Source organism: uncultured Tenacibaculum sp. (assembly GCF_947499065.1).
GTDB lineage: Bacteria > Bacteroidota > Bacteroidia > Flavobacteriales > Flavobacteriaceae > Polaribacter.
In genome coordinates this window covers 165108-178680 of record NZ_CANMMT010000007.1, presented here as the reverse complement: position 1 = coordinate 178680, position 13573 = coordinate 165108, and the positions used below count along the sequence as shown (strand labels likewise).

General features: G+C 30.1%; 15 protein-coding genes and 2 tRNA genes. 8 read left to right on the top strand and 9 right to left on the bottom strand.

The annotated features are described in order from the left end of the window. Positions 1-4 precede the first annotated feature (4 nt). The 3 genes from Q0958_RS14700 to proS form a co-directional block, all read right to left on the bottom strand. Positions 5-76, bottom strand: a tRNA-Glu gene (locus Q0958_RS14700). A 121-nt stretch (positions 77-197) separates the two neighbouring features. Then, positions 198-269: transfer RNA gene (locus Q0958_RS14695), tRNA-Glu, on the bottom strand. 282 nt (positions 270-551) lie between these two features. Beyond that, positions 552-2030: a proline--tRNA ligase gene (gene proS / locus Q0958_RS14690; protein ID WP_299124367.1), complete on the bottom strand. Its 1479-nt coding sequence runs from the start codon at positions 2028-2030 to the stop codon at positions 552-554. A 148-nt stretch (positions 2031-2178) separates the two neighbouring features. Here proS and Q0958_RS14685 point away from each other — a divergent pair, with 148 nt between their 5' ends. From Q0958_RS14685 to Q0958_RS14665, 5 genes are all read left to right on the top strand, one after another. Beyond that, complete coding sequence (locus Q0958_RS14685; protein ID WP_299124365.1) at positions 2179-3414, top strand: hypothetical protein; 1236 nt, start codon at positions 2179-2181, stop codon at positions 3412-3414. 48 nt (positions 3415-3462) lie between these two features. Further along, positions 3463-4857 carry a hemin receptor gene (locus Q0958_RS14680; RefSeq protein WP_299124363.1) on the top strand — a complete coding sequence of 465 codons (1395 nt, stop codon included), beginning with the start codon at positions 3463-3465 and terminating at the stop codon, positions 4855-4857. Between the two features lie 101 nt (positions 4858-4958). Then, entirely contained in the window at positions 4959-5852 is an 894-nt protein-coding gene (locus Q0958_RS14675; RefSeq protein ID WP_299124361.1) for a NifU family protein, read from the top strand. A gap of 21 nt (positions 5853-5873) precedes the next feature. Further along, positions 5874-6602, top strand: a complete 729-nt coding sequence (gene ubiE / locus Q0958_RS14670; protein WP_235274972.1) for a bifunctional demethylmenaquinone methyltransferase/2-methoxy-6-polyprenyl-1,4-benzoquinol methylase UbiE — start codon at positions 5874-5876, stop codon at positions 6600-6602. Position 6603: 1 nt separating this feature from the next. Continuing rightward, entirely contained in the window at positions 6604-7305 is a 702-nt protein-coding gene (locus tag Q0958_RS14665; RefSeq protein WP_299124358.1) for a porin family protein, read from the top strand. A gap of 424 nt (positions 7306-7729) precedes the next feature. On the opposite strand, the gene Q0958_RS14660 is transcribed toward Q0958_RS14665, so the two are convergent. The 3 genes from Q0958_RS14660 to Q0958_RS14650 are packed head-to-tail and all read right to left on the bottom strand — an operon-like array spanning position 7730 to position 9355. After that, on the bottom strand, positions 7730-8548 hold the full coding sequence (locus tag Q0958_RS14660; RefSeq protein WP_299124356.1) for a hypothetical protein: 819 nt from the start codon (positions 8546-8548) through the stop codon (positions 7730-7732). A 28-nt stretch (positions 8549-8576) separates the two neighbouring features. After that, positions 8577-8780: a hypothetical protein gene (locus Q0958_RS14655; protein ID WP_150900997.1), complete on the bottom strand. Its 204-nt coding sequence runs from the start codon at positions 8778-8780 to the stop codon at positions 8577-8579. A 5-nt stretch (positions 8781-8785) separates the two neighbouring features. Beyond that, positions 8786-9355 (bottom strand): sigma-70 family RNA polymerase sigma factor, encoded by a 570-nt coding sequence (locus tag Q0958_RS14650; RefSeq protein ID WP_150900998.1) that lies wholly within the window; start codon positions 9353-9355, stop codon positions 8786-8788. Positions 9356-9577: 222 nt separating this feature from the next. Between Q0958_RS14650 and Q0958_RS14645 the strand changes: the two genes are divergently transcribed. Then, the gene (locus tag Q0958_RS14645) at positions 9578-10441 is read left to right on the top strand and encodes a sigma-70 family RNA polymerase sigma factor (protein ID WP_058884193.1); all 864 of its coding nucleotides are present in this window, start codon (positions 9578-9580) and stop codon (positions 10439-10441) included. 132 nt (positions 10442-10573) lie between these two features. Continuing rightward, entirely contained in the window at positions 10574-11230 is a 657-nt protein-coding gene (gene rpe / locus Q0958_RS14640; protein WP_150900999.1) for a ribulose-phosphate 3-epimerase, read from the top strand. 88 nt (positions 11231-11318) lie between these two features. Here rpe and Q0958_RS14635 read toward each other — a convergent pair whose 3' ends face one another. Both Q0958_RS14635 and Q0958_RS14630 read right to left on the bottom strand, forming a co-directional pair. Beyond that, positions 11319-11474, bottom strand: coding sequence for a hypothetical protein (locus Q0958_RS14635; protein WP_299124347.1), 156 nt, complete (start codon positions 11472-11474; stop codon positions 11319-11321). Positions 11475-11563: 89 nt separating this feature from the next. Next, entirely contained in the window at positions 11564-11983 is a 420-nt protein-coding gene (locus Q0958_RS14630; RefSeq protein ID WP_299124345.1) for a CBS domain-containing protein, read from the bottom strand. Between the two features lie 126 nt (positions 11984-12109). Between Q0958_RS14630 and Q0958_RS14625 the strand changes: the two genes are divergently transcribed. Beyond that, positions 12110-12742, top strand: coding sequence for a Crp/Fnr family transcriptional regulator (locus Q0958_RS14625; RefSeq protein WP_299124344.1), 633 nt, complete (start codon positions 12110-12112; stop codon positions 12740-12742). On the opposite strand, the gene Q0958_RS14620 is transcribed toward Q0958_RS14625, so the two are convergent. Beyond that, positions 12737-13546, bottom strand: a complete 810-nt coding sequence (locus Q0958_RS14620) for a zinc-dependent peptidase (RefSeq protein WP_299124342.1) — start codon at positions 13544-13546, stop codon at positions 12737-12739. The two genes, Q0958_RS14625 and Q0958_RS14620, sit on opposite strands and share 6 nt — an antisense overlap. Between the last annotated feature and the right edge of the window lie 27 nt (positions 13547-13573).

Here is a 13573-nt window from a genome sequence, read left to right as displayed (position 1 = left end):
TTTGTAGTCCGTACGGGAATCGAACCCGTGTTACCAGGATGAAAACCTGGCGTCCTAACCCCTAGACGAACGGACCAAAACAATCGTTTTGATTGCGGGTGCAAATATACAATAACTTTTTATATTTGCAATAATTTTGTTTTTAATTTTCCAATTATAAATATAATTAAACTCTTTATAAATGTCAATTAACTTTGTAGTCCGTACGGGAATCGAACCCGTGTTACCAGGATGAAAACCTGGCGTCCTAACCCCTAGACGAACGGACCAGAACAATCATTTTGCGATTGCGGGTGCAAATATAGAAACAGTTTTTTATTTACCAAAAGCTTTTTTCACTTTTTTTTACTTTTTAAGTGATTTTTTTCACTTGTTAAAAATAGCTCTTAGAGCTTAACTATATAAATAACTGATTTTCATAAAAATAAAAAAACTTATCAAATTTTAAAAGAAAAGGAAGTTATTTTAATTTTTATCCTGAGAGTTGTAAGCTAATATTATATTGAAACTAAGAGGCAAAAAAAAGCCCTGCTTTTTAGCAGGGCTTTTTTTTAATATGCTTTGGCAAAAAGAACTCTTTTAGTCGATTCTTTTCCTGAAAAAACACATTTTCCAGCTTCTTCTTTTGCATCGTTAGGAATACACCTAATTGTTGCTTTAGTTAATTCTTTAATTTTATCTTCTGTTTCAATAGTACCATCCCAGTGAGCAGACACAAAACCTCCTTTATTTTCTATTACATCTTTAAACTCTTCAAATGTATCTACTTCTGTAATATGACTATCTCTATAATCTAAAGCTTTTTTAAATAAGCTCTCTTGTATCTCGTTTAATAAACTTTCTACAACATCTACTACTTCTTCCCTAGCAACTGTTTGCTTTTCGAAAGTATCACGTCTAGCTACTTCAACTGTTCCATTTTCTAAATCACGTTTACCCATAGCTATTCTTACTGGAACACCTTTTAATTCGTATTCAGCAAATTTTGCTCCAGGTCTAAAAGTATCTCTATTATCAAATTTAACAGAAATCCCTTTCTTTCTTAATTCTTTAACAATTACATCAACTTTTTCTGAAATTGCTTCTAATTGCTCTTCTCCTTTATATATAGGTACAATTACTACTTGAATTGGAGCTAATTTAGGAGGTAATACTAAACCTGCATCATCAGAGTGCGTCATAATCAATCCTCCAATTAAACGAGTTGAAACTCCCCAAGAAGTAGCCCAAACATGCTCTTGCTTTCCTTCTTTAGAGGTATACTTTACATCAAATGCTTTTGCAAAGTTTTGCCCTAAAAAGTGAGATGTACCAGCTTGTAATGCTTTACCATCTTGCATTAACGCTTCTATAGTTAAGGTATTATCTGCTCCTGCGAAACGCTCACTTTCAGATTTTGCTCCTTTAACTACTGGCATTGCCATAAAATTCTCTGCAAATGTTGCATATACTTCTTGCATTTGCTCAGATTCTGAAACAGCTTCTGCTTTAGTTGCATGAGCTGTATGACCTTCTTGCCATAAGAACTCTGCAGTACGTAAAAATAAACGTGTACGCATTTCCCAACGAACTACATTTGCCCATTGATTAATTAATAAAGGTAAATCTCTATATGACTGTATCCATCCTTTATATGTATTCCAAATAATAGCTTCAGAAGTAGGACGAACTACTAGCTCTTCTTCTAATTTAGCTTCAGGATCTACACGTAACTTCCCTTCATTATCAGGATCATTTTGTAAACGATAGTGAGTAACTACTGCACACTCTTTTGCAAAACCTTCTGCATTTTTCTCTTCAGCTTCAAACAAACTTTTAGGCACGAACAAGGGGAAATATGCATTTTCATGACCAGTTTCCTTAAACATTCTGTCTAATTCTGCCTGCATTTTTTCCCAAATTGCAAAACCATAAGGCTTTATTACCATACATCCTCTTACTGCTGAATTTTCAGCTAAATCAGCTTTTACAATTAATTCGTTATACCATTTAGAGTAATCTTCTGCTCTTTTTGTTAAATGTTTGCTCATAATTAAAAGTTTGGCACAAAAATTGTTATTTTTTATGCGTAAAATTGTATTTGCAAAACTACATTAAAAAGGCTACAAGCCCAACAAAGAAATTGTTTTTTGCATTTCAGTTTTTTATTAAGCTAGTTCTAATCTAAAAACATAAGACATGAAGTTACATTACTACCACACCAAGCTTCCTTTATATATTATATCATTTTTAATGATTACTACAATTGTTTCTTGCGGAACAGTCCAAACGGTTGCCGGTAGTGATGATGGCATTTATGCTGATGATCAAGAAATAGAAACTGAACGCAGAGTTGTTGTTACTGACAAAAAAGATTACAAAGAATACAACGATAACTATTTTACACAAGAAGTTGAGCGTTTAGATGCATTAAACGGAACAGATATTTTTACAGATATTGAAAGTTACAAATCTGATGATTCTGATTTCAATCCTGAAGAGGATATTATTAATGAAGAAGAGCAAGAAACTAATATTACTTATAATTCTAACTCTCCTTGGGGATACAACACAAATAGTAGCGATGTTGTAATTAACATTAATACCTCACCAAGATGGGGCTATTATAATGCTTGGGGTTGGGATCCTTTCTTTGATTACGGATACTATGGTCCTTGGTGGAGAACTCGTTATTGGGGATTTAATTCTTATTGGCATCCATATAACACTGGTGTTTATGTTGGAATAGGAGGTTTTTACAATTCTTTTTATTGCCCTCCTTTTTACAGAAATCACTTTTACGGACCATATTACAATAATAGATATTATAGACCTTACAGAGGAGCAAACCCATATAGAGGGTACAGAACTGCTTCTGCTTACAGAAGAGGATATACTACTGGACGAAGAGGTACTTCAGTATCAAGAAGATCATCAAATGCTTACTCAAGAAATAACAGAAGCTATTCTACTCGTCGCAACACCAGAAGTACTAGATCTGCAAGAAGCACAAGAAGTAATACTCGTGGATACAACTCAACAAACAGAAGATCTACACGTAGCTATAATTCTAGAGGAAGATCTACAAGAAGTACAAGAGGATATAACACACGTGGCACTTCAAGAAGTTCAAACAGATACACTAGAGGTAATAGAACTTCAAGTAATACCAGAAGTACTCGTGGTAGCAGTTATAATACAAGAAGTAATAGTAGAAGTTATAAAACAGGCGGATACAAATCTTCCAAAGCAACAACAAATAGATCTACAAGAAGTTCTAGAAGTTATTCTGCTCCAACAAGAAGTAGAAGCTCAAGAAGCTATTCAACTCCATCGAGAAGTACTCGTAGTTACTCTACACCATCAAGAAGTAGCTCTTCTAGCAGAAGTTATTCTAGTGGTAGAAGTAGCTCAAGAAGTAGCAGACGTAGATAAATTTAACCAACCCTACCTAAATAAGTTTTTAAACTAATTGACAAAGACATGAAACGAATTTTAACTTTTGCGATAATTATCGCTAGTACTTATACTGCCTATTCTCAATCTTTAGGATACAATGATATGGGGATACTTTTTTCAAAAGATGATAGTTTTGGAACAGCTCGTTTTGAAGCTATGAGTGGCGCTTTTGGAGCACTTGGTGCAGATGTTTCTGCTATAAGTATCAATCCAGCAGGAGGAGCTGTTGCTCAAAAAAGTATTTTTTCTGCTACTCTTAACAATCGAAACACTGAATATTTAGCTTCATATTATGGAACTAACACAAATACTAGTGACAATTATTTAAATATTTCTCAAGCAGGTGCTATTTTATCTTTTGATTCTGCACATAGTTCTGATTGGAATCGTTTTTCTTTAAATATTAACTATAGACTTAAAAGCGATTTTGAAAACTCTTTTTCTTCTAGAGGTAATAGTGGGCAAGCTTTATTTAATGAACACCCAGATGATACATCTAATCAGTTTAACAATGGACAAGAACAACGATTTACCAACACTACTACAGGAGAAAGTTCTATTTTAGAAATGGGATTCTCAGCTGTACATCAAAACAAATTATTTGCAGGAGCAAGTATAAAATTTCATCGTTTTAGATTCGGTCAAGTAACAAGATTAAGAGAAACAAACCAAGATACTAATGGCAATACTTTAAACGCTTTAAATATTCAAGATAGTTTTTTTGAAGGAAATGGAATTTCATTAAGTGCTGGTTTTATATATAAAGTAAATCAAGCTTTTCGTTTTGGTTTAGCTTATGAAACACCTACTTGGTATCCAGAAGTATTTGAAGAAAGTAATTTAAATGTTTTTGACCCTAACAATGCTAGATATGATGATTGGTTAGGTTACACAGATATTTCTGCTTCAAATCAAGCTACAGATGTTAATAGTGGTGAACAATTTAGTTCTAATGTATTTAAACTAAGAACTCCTAGTAGATTAACTGCAAGTGCTGCAATAGTTTTTGGAAAAAAAGGATTGATTAGTGCAGATTACACATATAGAGATTATAGCGGAACAAAATATCAAGAAAATGACCCAGCTTTTATAACTGCAAATCAAAACTTTGTTAATGATTTTAAAAACGCACACTCTTTAAATATTGGTACTGAATGGCGCTTCGATAGAATGAGCATTAGAGGTGGTTATCATTTTGAAGAGAGCCCTTTTAAAAACGCATTAAGTAAAGATCATACAAAAGGATATTCTTTAGGTTTAGGTTATAATTTTGGCGATTTTAAATTTGACTTAGCATATCGTAAATCAGAAAACAATAGTCCTTATAACATATATAATTCATCAAACGTTAATGTAAACCCTATTGAATTGAATAACAACACTACACGAATTTCTGGAACTATTACTTTTAGTTTATAGTTTAAAAAAAATAAAGAACAAAAAAGTCCTGCTTAAGCAGGACTTTTTATATATACATATATCAGTTTTTTACCGTAATTTTGCACTTCATTTTACAACTTATGAGTTCAATTAAAATAAATATACAAGAAACAAATAACGAAACAATACTAAAGTTTATTAGTAATACCATTCTAGTAAATGGAGGTAGTTATGAGTTTAATAATATAGACGAAGCTAAAAACTCACCTTTAGCGCAAAAACTTTTTTACCTTCCTTTTGTAAAAAAGGTATTAGTTACAGCAAATTTTATTGCTATTCAAAGATATGATATTGTTCAATGGGATGATGTAGAAGAAGAAGTTCGTGAACAAATAGAAAACTACTTACAAGAAGGAAAATCTGTAGTAACGGAAGAAACTACTAAAAAAGACCCTGTTGAAGTATATGCAGAGGTTACACCAAATCCAGCTGTAATGAAATTTGGAACTAACAAAGCTCTTACACAAACAGATGTTGAATTTCAAAATATTGAAGAGGCAAGTAAATCATCTCCTTTAGCACAACAATTATTCACTTTTCCTTTTGTAAAAGAAATTTTTATTTCTGAAAACTACATATCTATTACTAAATATGATATGATTGAATGGACTGAGGTATACCAAGAAGTACGAACTTTTATTAGAGAATATTTACAAGAAGGAAAAACTATTATCAAAGAACTTCCTAAGAAACAAACAAAACAAAACGTTGAAATTCCAAAAGAAGATTTAACCGATATTGAAGCTAAAATTGTTGATATTTTAAACGAGTATATCAAACCAGCGGTTGCTTCTGATGGTGGAAACATAGCATTTCAATCATATGATGAAAATTCAAAACAAGTAAGTGTTATTTTGCAAGGTGCTTGTAGCGGATGCCCATCATCTACAGTTACTTTGAAAAACGGTATAGAAACAATGCTTAAAGAAATGCTTCCAAACCAAATTAGCGAAGTAGTAGCTATTAACGGATAATCTTATTGTAAAAAAAATCAAATGTCAAAAAGCATCAAACCATATAAAGATTCTGAATTAGGAAAGAAAGAACAAGTAGCTAAAATGTTTGACAATATTTCTGAAGATTATGACGGATTAAACCGAGTTATTTCTTTAGGAATTGATGTAAGCTGGCGAAAAAAAGTTGTAAAGCTAGTTGGTGAAAACAACCCTCAACAAATATTAGATATAGCAACTGGCACAGGTGATTTAGCCTTAATGATGTCTGCGTTAAAACCACAAAGAATCGTTGGTTTAGACATTTCTGCTGGAATGTTAGAGGTTGGAAAACAAAAAGTAGCAAAAGCTAACTTGTCTGAAAAAATAGAAATGATTGTTGGCGATAGTGAAAACATCCCTTTTGAAGACAATACCTTTGATGCTATTACTGTTTCTTTTGGTGTAAGAAATTTTGAAAACTTAGATAAAGGATTAAAAGAAATACTTCGAGTACTAAAACCTGGTGGTAAATTTGTTGTTTTAGAAACATCAAATCCTACTAAGTTTCCTTTTAAACAAGGGTATAAGTTCTACACTAATTTTATTTTACCAGTTATAGGAAAAATCTTTTCTAAAGATAAAGTTGCTTACTCATATTTATCTGAAAGTGCTAATTCTTTTCCTTTTGGAGAAGCTTTCAACAATATTTTACAAAAAAATGGGTTTAAGAATGCAAAGAATTTACCTGTAACTTTTGGAGTTGCATCAATTTATACCGCTTTAAAATAGTATGCTAAAAAAACTTTTACTTTTCGGAATCCTTGGAATCATTTCAATTTCTTCTCAAGCTCAACAAGAAAAAGTACTGAATTTACCAAGTTTTGATAAACCTCTATTTCATTATGGATTTTATTTAGGCTTAAATAGTAACGGATATAAAGTTGCATATAAACCTAGTGGGTTTAACAATGCTGAAGTAGAAGTAAGTTCTTCTGTTGGATTTAATGTAGGATTAATTGCTGATTTAAGATTACACAACAATGTAAACTTACGATTTGAACCTGGTTTAATGTCTAACACCAAAACATTAACTTTTAAGCATATTGCTGGAGCTGATAATGTAAGGACAAGAGAAGTTGGAGCCACTTATTTACACTTACCTTTAATTTTAAAATTAAGTACCAATAGACTTAACAATATAAGACCTTATGTATTAGGAGGAATTTCTTATGACTATAATTTTTCTAGTAATGAAAATAATAGTGATGATAATTTTGCTGGTGAATTTAGAACAACCACTAGTAACTTTATGTATGAAATAGGTATTGGGGTTGATTTTTATCTTAGCTACTTCAAATTCTCTCCTTCTATAAGAGGAGTCTTTGCTGTAAACAATGAACTTAAATACGATAACAGAAATCCTAGTCAATGGACAGACCCAATTGACTTTTTGGGAACAAGAGGAGTTTTCTTACATCTCTCTTTTGAATAATAAAACAATAAAAAAAAACAGCTAATTAATTAGCTGTTTTTTTATGGCTATAATTTAAAAAATTATATTTCCTTTTCTCTTCTACCTTATAAGACACTTAAAATAAGTTTAGGTCACAATTTTTTTTACCTATTTAAAAACTATTTTATAAAAAACGAATGGTTTTTGTTTCCAAAAACCATTCTTTACTTACTTAAAAAGATAGATGCCCCCCGATACCTATCTCTAGTTATTTAGACACTTTAATTTTTATATGGTCACAAAATAAGCACAAAAAAAAATGACCATTTCTCAATGGCCATTTAATTAGTAAAGAATAAATCTTCACCTATAAGATAGAAGTCCCCCGAAATCTATCATTTCTTAAAATTATCTTTCTTTAATATAATATATTTGCCAAATATATAAAAAAAAAGTTAATACGTTATTTTTTTATAATTATTTTACTGTTTACCACATCTTTGATAGGTAAAACAATTTTACCATCTACTGTTGTTACTGTAAAGCATATATTATCTATCGCTGTAACTACTCCTTCTACATCTCCTATCACTACTTTTTCACCGATTCCTATATTCTTTCTTGAATAGTAACCAAAAAGCAATCTAGAAACTGCATCTCTTGCACCTAAACCAAAAGCTATTGTAAAAGCTAAAAGAACTGAACCTATTAACAGAGTTAAGTTACTTTTTATAACAGAAGTATCTACTCCTGCTTGATCTAACGCTGTTATTGATAAAAATACAACTATTAAGTAAAACGCTATATTCCCAACTAAATTGCCTCCAGAAATTTCTAGTGATTTAAACATTGATTGAATAGCCTTCTTTACAACAGTACCTAAATACGCACCAGCAACAAAAATTCCAAGAGCTGTTAATAGTTTAGGTAAATACGCAAAAAAGTTTTGTATTCCTTCAGAAACTACATTAAGTCCAAAAATATTAGAACCTGCCATAACAAATGTTAATATTAAAAACCATTTTAATACGGCTAAAATCACATTGGTTAATACTATATTAATAGTACTATTTCCAAAAATCTCAGTTTTTCTTAATTTTTTAGACCATTCATCTATTTTAGTTTTTGCTAAAGCTTTTCTAACTATGTATAAAAATACTTTAATAATTATCCAGGCAACAATTACAAAGCCGATAAATCCTACCACTGTAGGTAATGAGTCTACAGCATTCTGGAAAATATCTTTAAAAGGTTTTAAAATATCTACTTGCAAGGCGTTCATAATGATAGTGTGTTATGGTTGTATATATTTAGTTTTGGTTATTTTCTTCTTCAGATTCTTTTTTAGGCGTACCTCCTCCTAATAAATCAGCTATTGTATTCGGGTATTTTACCACAAATAAATCAGCCATATCTATTGAAAGCTTAATCATTGCCACATCGTTAAGCACTTTTTCTTTAAGTACCTCTGGCAACTCTTCACTATGTAATATTTTCTTAAATGGATTATCCATAATTATTACAATTTGTTATACGCTTTTACTACTTTTTCTTTGGCTCTTTTTAAACGCATTTTTACGGCGCTATCTCCCAACTCTAATAATACTGAGATTTCTTTAATAGACATATCATCTTGATATTTCATTAATAAAATCATTTTCTCCGAAGGAGATATCATTTCGAGTGCTTTAGCTAATTTATCAGATTTTAACTCAAATAAATCAGCATCATCTATTTCATCTTCGTTAGTTTCTTCTTTAATTTGGTCTGTTACTACTGTTACTCTTTCCTTTTTCTTTTCTTTATTTCTTTGCACGTAATTTACACAGAAATTATAAGTAAAAGAATATAGCCATGTAGAAAACTTAGATCTTCCTTTGAAAGTTCTTAGTTTTACAAATAGGCGTATAAAAACATCGTGGGTTAAGTCTTGAGCTTCTTCTTTGCTCTTAGAAAAACCATAGCACTTGTTATATACAACAGCAGCATAGCGGTCGTATAAAACAGCGAATAAATGGGTATCATTTTTCTCCACTATTTTAGCAACCAACTCTTCATCACTAAATTTTGTAGCATCAAGACTTTTCAAGGGCTAAGTTTGATTTCCTTATGGTTATAATTAGACTTGTTATTTAGACACTTTATTTTAGAAGAAGTCACTTTTATTTTTCTCTTCAAAGTTCGAAATTAACAATTCTTTAACAAATTGAAAAATTTTATAAAAAAATTCTCTCTTTTTGTAACATTAATATAACATCTTACGTATAAGAATATGTAAGCCAATAGATAATTAAAAATATTTCGTAATTACATGAGACAACTTAAGATTACAAAACAGGTTACCAATAGAGAAACCGCATCTTTAGATAAATATTTACAGGAAATAGGAAAGGTAGACTTAATTACTGCCGATGAAGAAGTTGAATTAGCACAAAGAATAAAAGCTGGTGACCAAAGAGCCTTAGAAAAACTAACTAAAGCTAACTTACGTTTTGTAGTTTCTGTAGCGAAACAATATCAAAACCAAGGATTAACTTTACCTGATTTAATTAATGAAGGTAATTTAGGTTTAATTAAAGCTGCTAAACGTTTCGATGAAACTCGTGGTTTTAAATTTATCTCTTATGCAGTTTGGTGGATTCGTCAATCTATACTACAAGCTTTAGCTGAGCAATCTCGTATTGTACGTTTACCTTTAAACAAAATTGGTTCTATTAATAAAATCAATAAAATGTATGCTTTCTTAGAGCAAGAAAATGAAAGACCTCCAAGTCCTGAAGAGATTGCTAAGAAATTAGACATGACTGTTAACGATGTAAAAGAGTCTATGAAAAACTCTGGACGTCACGTATCTATGGATGCTCCATTAATTGAAGGTGAAGATTCTAACTTATATGATGTATTAAACTCAGGTGAATCTCCAAATCCAGATAGAACTTTATTACACGAATCTTTACGCATTGAAATTAACCGTGCCTTAGAAACATTAACTCCTCGTGAAGCTGATGTTGTTAAATTATACTTTGGTTTAGGTGAACACCAACCAATGACTTTGGAAGAAATTGGTGAAACTTTCGATTTAACTCGTGAGCGTGTAAGACAAATTAAAGAAAAAGCCATTCGTAGATTAAAGCATACATCTCGAAGCAAAATCTTAATGACTTACTTAGGTTAAAAACTAACAGCTATAGTTATATAACTATATGTTTTATATAATAAAAAACTCTCGATTACTCGAGAGTTTTCTTTTTTATTCACTTTATAGTTTTAACTATATTTGCCACTCACAACAACACAACAAAATACAATGGAAAAACTAGTAGCTCCTTCAATTTTAGCAGCTGATTTTGGAAATCTACAACGAGATGTAGAAATGGTTAACAACAGTAAAGCCGATTGGTTTCATATTGATATTATGGACGGCGTATTTGTTCCTAACATTTCTTTTGGAATGCCTGTTTTAAAAGCAATATCTAAGCACGCAAATAAAACTATTGATGTACATTTAATGATTGTAGATCCAGATAGATATATTAATACTTTTGCAGAATTAGGAGCAGATATTTTAACAGTACACTACGAAGCTTGTACACATTTACACAGAACAATACAAGCAATTAAAGCTGCAGGAATGAAAGCTGGAGTTGCATTAAACCCTCATACTCCAATAGCTGTATTAGAAGATATTATTGAAGATTTAGACTTGGTATGCATTATGAGTGTTAATCCCGGTTTTGGTGGACAATCTTTTATAGAAAATACTTACAAAAAAGTTTCTCAATTAAAACACTTAATAGAGTTTACAAGTTCTAAGTGTAAAATTGAAATTGATGGAGGCGTAAGTGATCAAAATGCCAATAAACTTATTGAAGCTGGTGCTGATGTTTTAGTTGCAGGTAGTTTTGTTTTTAAAAGTGATAATCCTACCGAAACAATCTCAAACTTAAAAGATATTATTAATTAAGTTTAAAATATATAAAGGCAATTTTATTAACTAAAATTGCCTTTAATTTTCTCTACTAAAACCTTAAAAATAGTAGATTTTATCTTTTTTAAGTTGGATCACCACAAAAAGGCTTATTCATACAAACATAACCATCTGGAAGAGGCTCACATGTTAAACACATAATATAAATCCAACCTCCTTTAATAGATTTTTGTTCTGATTTATTTAAAACTGAACCTAAGTTTGATAAGTTTTTTAACATAATAAAGTATTTTATTTTCTCAAAAATAAATTATTAAAAACAAGCCTGACTCAAAAAAACCGTAATATAAGTAAGGATATTCCTTACTTTTAAAATTGTTCTAACAGGTAATAAATCAAATCAGTAGTGGTAACAATCCCAACTAATTTACCTTCATCAACCACCGGTAATGCATGAAACTCTTTTTTAGATAAAATCTCTGCTACTTCTTTAATTGTTGTTGATGAGCTAACCGTTACTAAATTTTTAGCCATTACTTGATCAATAGTAAACATGTTATATACTACTGTATCAACATCTGTTTCATCATCATTTATAGCGTCGGCAAAGCTAATTCTTAGTAAATCTGTATAACTTAACATTCCTTTTATTTCTGAACCAGTTACTACAGGAATATGTCTTATACGTTCTTTTTTAAATAATTCTTCAGCACGTAATAAATCATCTCTACTACTTAACGTAATTACATTTTTACTCATAATAACTGATACTGGCGTTCTTTTTTTCATTTTTATATGATTTTATTATTAATTTCTATATCAAATTTCAGAAATAAATCCCTCAGAAAAACTGATTAAAATCATATCATTTTATTTTATTTCTTTGTAAATTATCCCTTGAAAACAAAGACAAAATTGATACTAGATTTAAAAAAACACTACGGATACATATTTGAAGATGAATTAATTAATGAAATCTCAAATTTAGCTGTTTACAAAGAATTTGAAGCCAATACTATTATTATTGATGTTGATAGTTATATGGTTTCTATTCCCTTAATAATTAGCGGTGCCATTAAGATATTAAGAGAAGATAAAGACGGTGATGAACTTGTGCTATATTATATAGAAAAAGGTGATACTTGTGCTATGACGCTTTCTTGTTGTATGGGAGAAACTAAAAGTAAAATTAAAGCTGTAGCTGAAACAGATATCAAACTATTGATGATACCTAAAAATAAAATGTCTGAATGGCTTAGTAAATACAAAAGCTGGCAGGAATATATTTTACAAAGTTATCATTCACGACTTAATGAATTTATTGAAGCAGTTGATTCTATTGCTTTTTTAAACATGCACGATCGATTATACAAATATCTTAAGGACAAAGCAATGGTTACCAACAATGTAGTTATATCTTCTACACATCAACAAATTGCTAATGACTTACATACTTCTAGAGTTGTTATTTCTCGTTTATTAAAAGCTCTTGAAAAACAAGAAAAAATAGAATTACACCGTAATCAAATAAAAATATTAGAATTATAAGTTGATATACTTATAATTCAACATTATTTTAATTTTCTTATATAACACCGGAAATTTTTTTTGTAAATCTTCCGGTGTTTCAAAAAAATGCTCCATAATTACTGATACAAACTCTAATTTATTTGTAAAGGCGTAATCTCTAAAATAATTAGATTTTTTTATAAGTTCTACATTACTTTTATCATTCATAAAACTTACTATTTCTACAAATACTTTATAGAATATTTTTGCACTTACATCTTTCGATTTGCTTCCATGAAAAGTTAATGCATGTGCAAACTCATGAATTCCTAAGTTTAAATTATCATTTACAATAATTTCTCCTAACAAAAAATCTTCCCATGAAAAAGCTATTGTTTTAAATCGAGGATTGAATTCTCCTTTATGATATTTTTTTGTTGATAGTGAATAAAAACTTTTAGGATAGATTATAATCTTATCGAAAGTTGTGGTTATGTATCTTCTCATACCAAAAGTCAATTTTACATAAGAAGATGCTATCAAAACTTTAATCTCTGGTGTTAACTCTATATCTCCTCTTTCTATAAAATCATACTCTCTAAAAAAATGTACTAACCTATGCTCAAAATATTCTTTTTCCTTTTTATTAAGTCTAGCATAAAAAGACACATTCTCTACTAAAAAAGCTTTCTTTTTCTTCGGAAGTTTTTTCTTTACTAAATAAAAATGTACAAAAATTGGCTTATTAAAAACAGTAACATAAATTCTTTCTACAATATTTATCCCTACCCCTAAGAAACTTAGGAAAACTCCTGTGAATTTTATTATTGAAAAATATTTCATATCATCAAAAATAAACATCTCTTATGT

Bases quoted from the DNA above. Each gene is read 5' to 3' on its own strand.
- Q0958_RS14645 (WP_058884193.1), top strand. From the start codon at position 9,578: ATGAGACAACTTAAGATTACAAAACAGGTTACCAATAGAGAAACCGCA.
- Q0958_RS14685 (WP_299124365.1), top strand. From the start codon at position 2,179: ATGAAGTTACATTACTACCACACCAAGCTTCCTTTATATATTATATCA.
- Q0958_RS14665 (WP_299124358.1), top strand. From the start codon at position 6,604: ATGCTAAAAAAACTTTTACTTTTCGGAATCCTTGGAATCATTTCAATT.
- Q0958_RS14675 (WP_299124361.1), top strand. From the start codon at position 4,959: ATGAGTTCAATTAAAATAAATATACAAGAAACAAATAACGAAACAATA.
- Q0958_RS14620 (WP_299124342.1), bottom strand. From the start codon at position 13,546: ATGAAATATTTTTCAATAATAAAATTCACAGGAGTTTTCCTAAGTTTC.
- proS (WP_299124367.1), bottom strand. From the start codon at position 2,030: ATGAGCAAACATTTAACAAAAAGAGCAGAAGATTACTCTAAATGGTAT.
- Q0958_RS14680 (WP_299124363.1), top strand. From the start codon at position 3,463: ATGAAACGAATTTTAACTTTTGCGATAATTATCGCTAGTACTTATACT.
- ubiE (WP_235274972.1), top strand. From the start codon at position 5,874: ATGTCAAAAAGCATCAAACCATATAAAGATTCTGAATTAGGAAAGAAA.
- Q0958_RS14660 (WP_299124356.1), bottom strand. From the start codon at position 8,548: ATGAACGCCTTGCAAGTAGATATTTTAAAACCTTTTAAAGATATTTTC.
- Q0958_RS14655 (WP_150900997.1), bottom strand. From the start codon at position 8,780: ATGGATAATCCATTTAAGAAAATATTACATAGTGAAGAGTTGCCAGAG.
- rpe (WP_150900999.1), top strand. From the start codon at position 10,574: ATGGAAAAACTAGTAGCTCCTTCAATTTTAGCAGCTGATTTTGGAAAT.
- Q0958_RS14635 (WP_299124347.1), bottom strand. From the start codon at position 11,474: ATGTTAAAAAACTTATCAAACTTAGGTTCAGTTTTAAATAAATCAGAA.
- Q0958_RS14630 (WP_299124345.1), bottom strand. From the start codon at position 11,983: ATGAAAAAAAGAACGCCAGTATCAGTTATTATGAGTAAAAATGTAATT.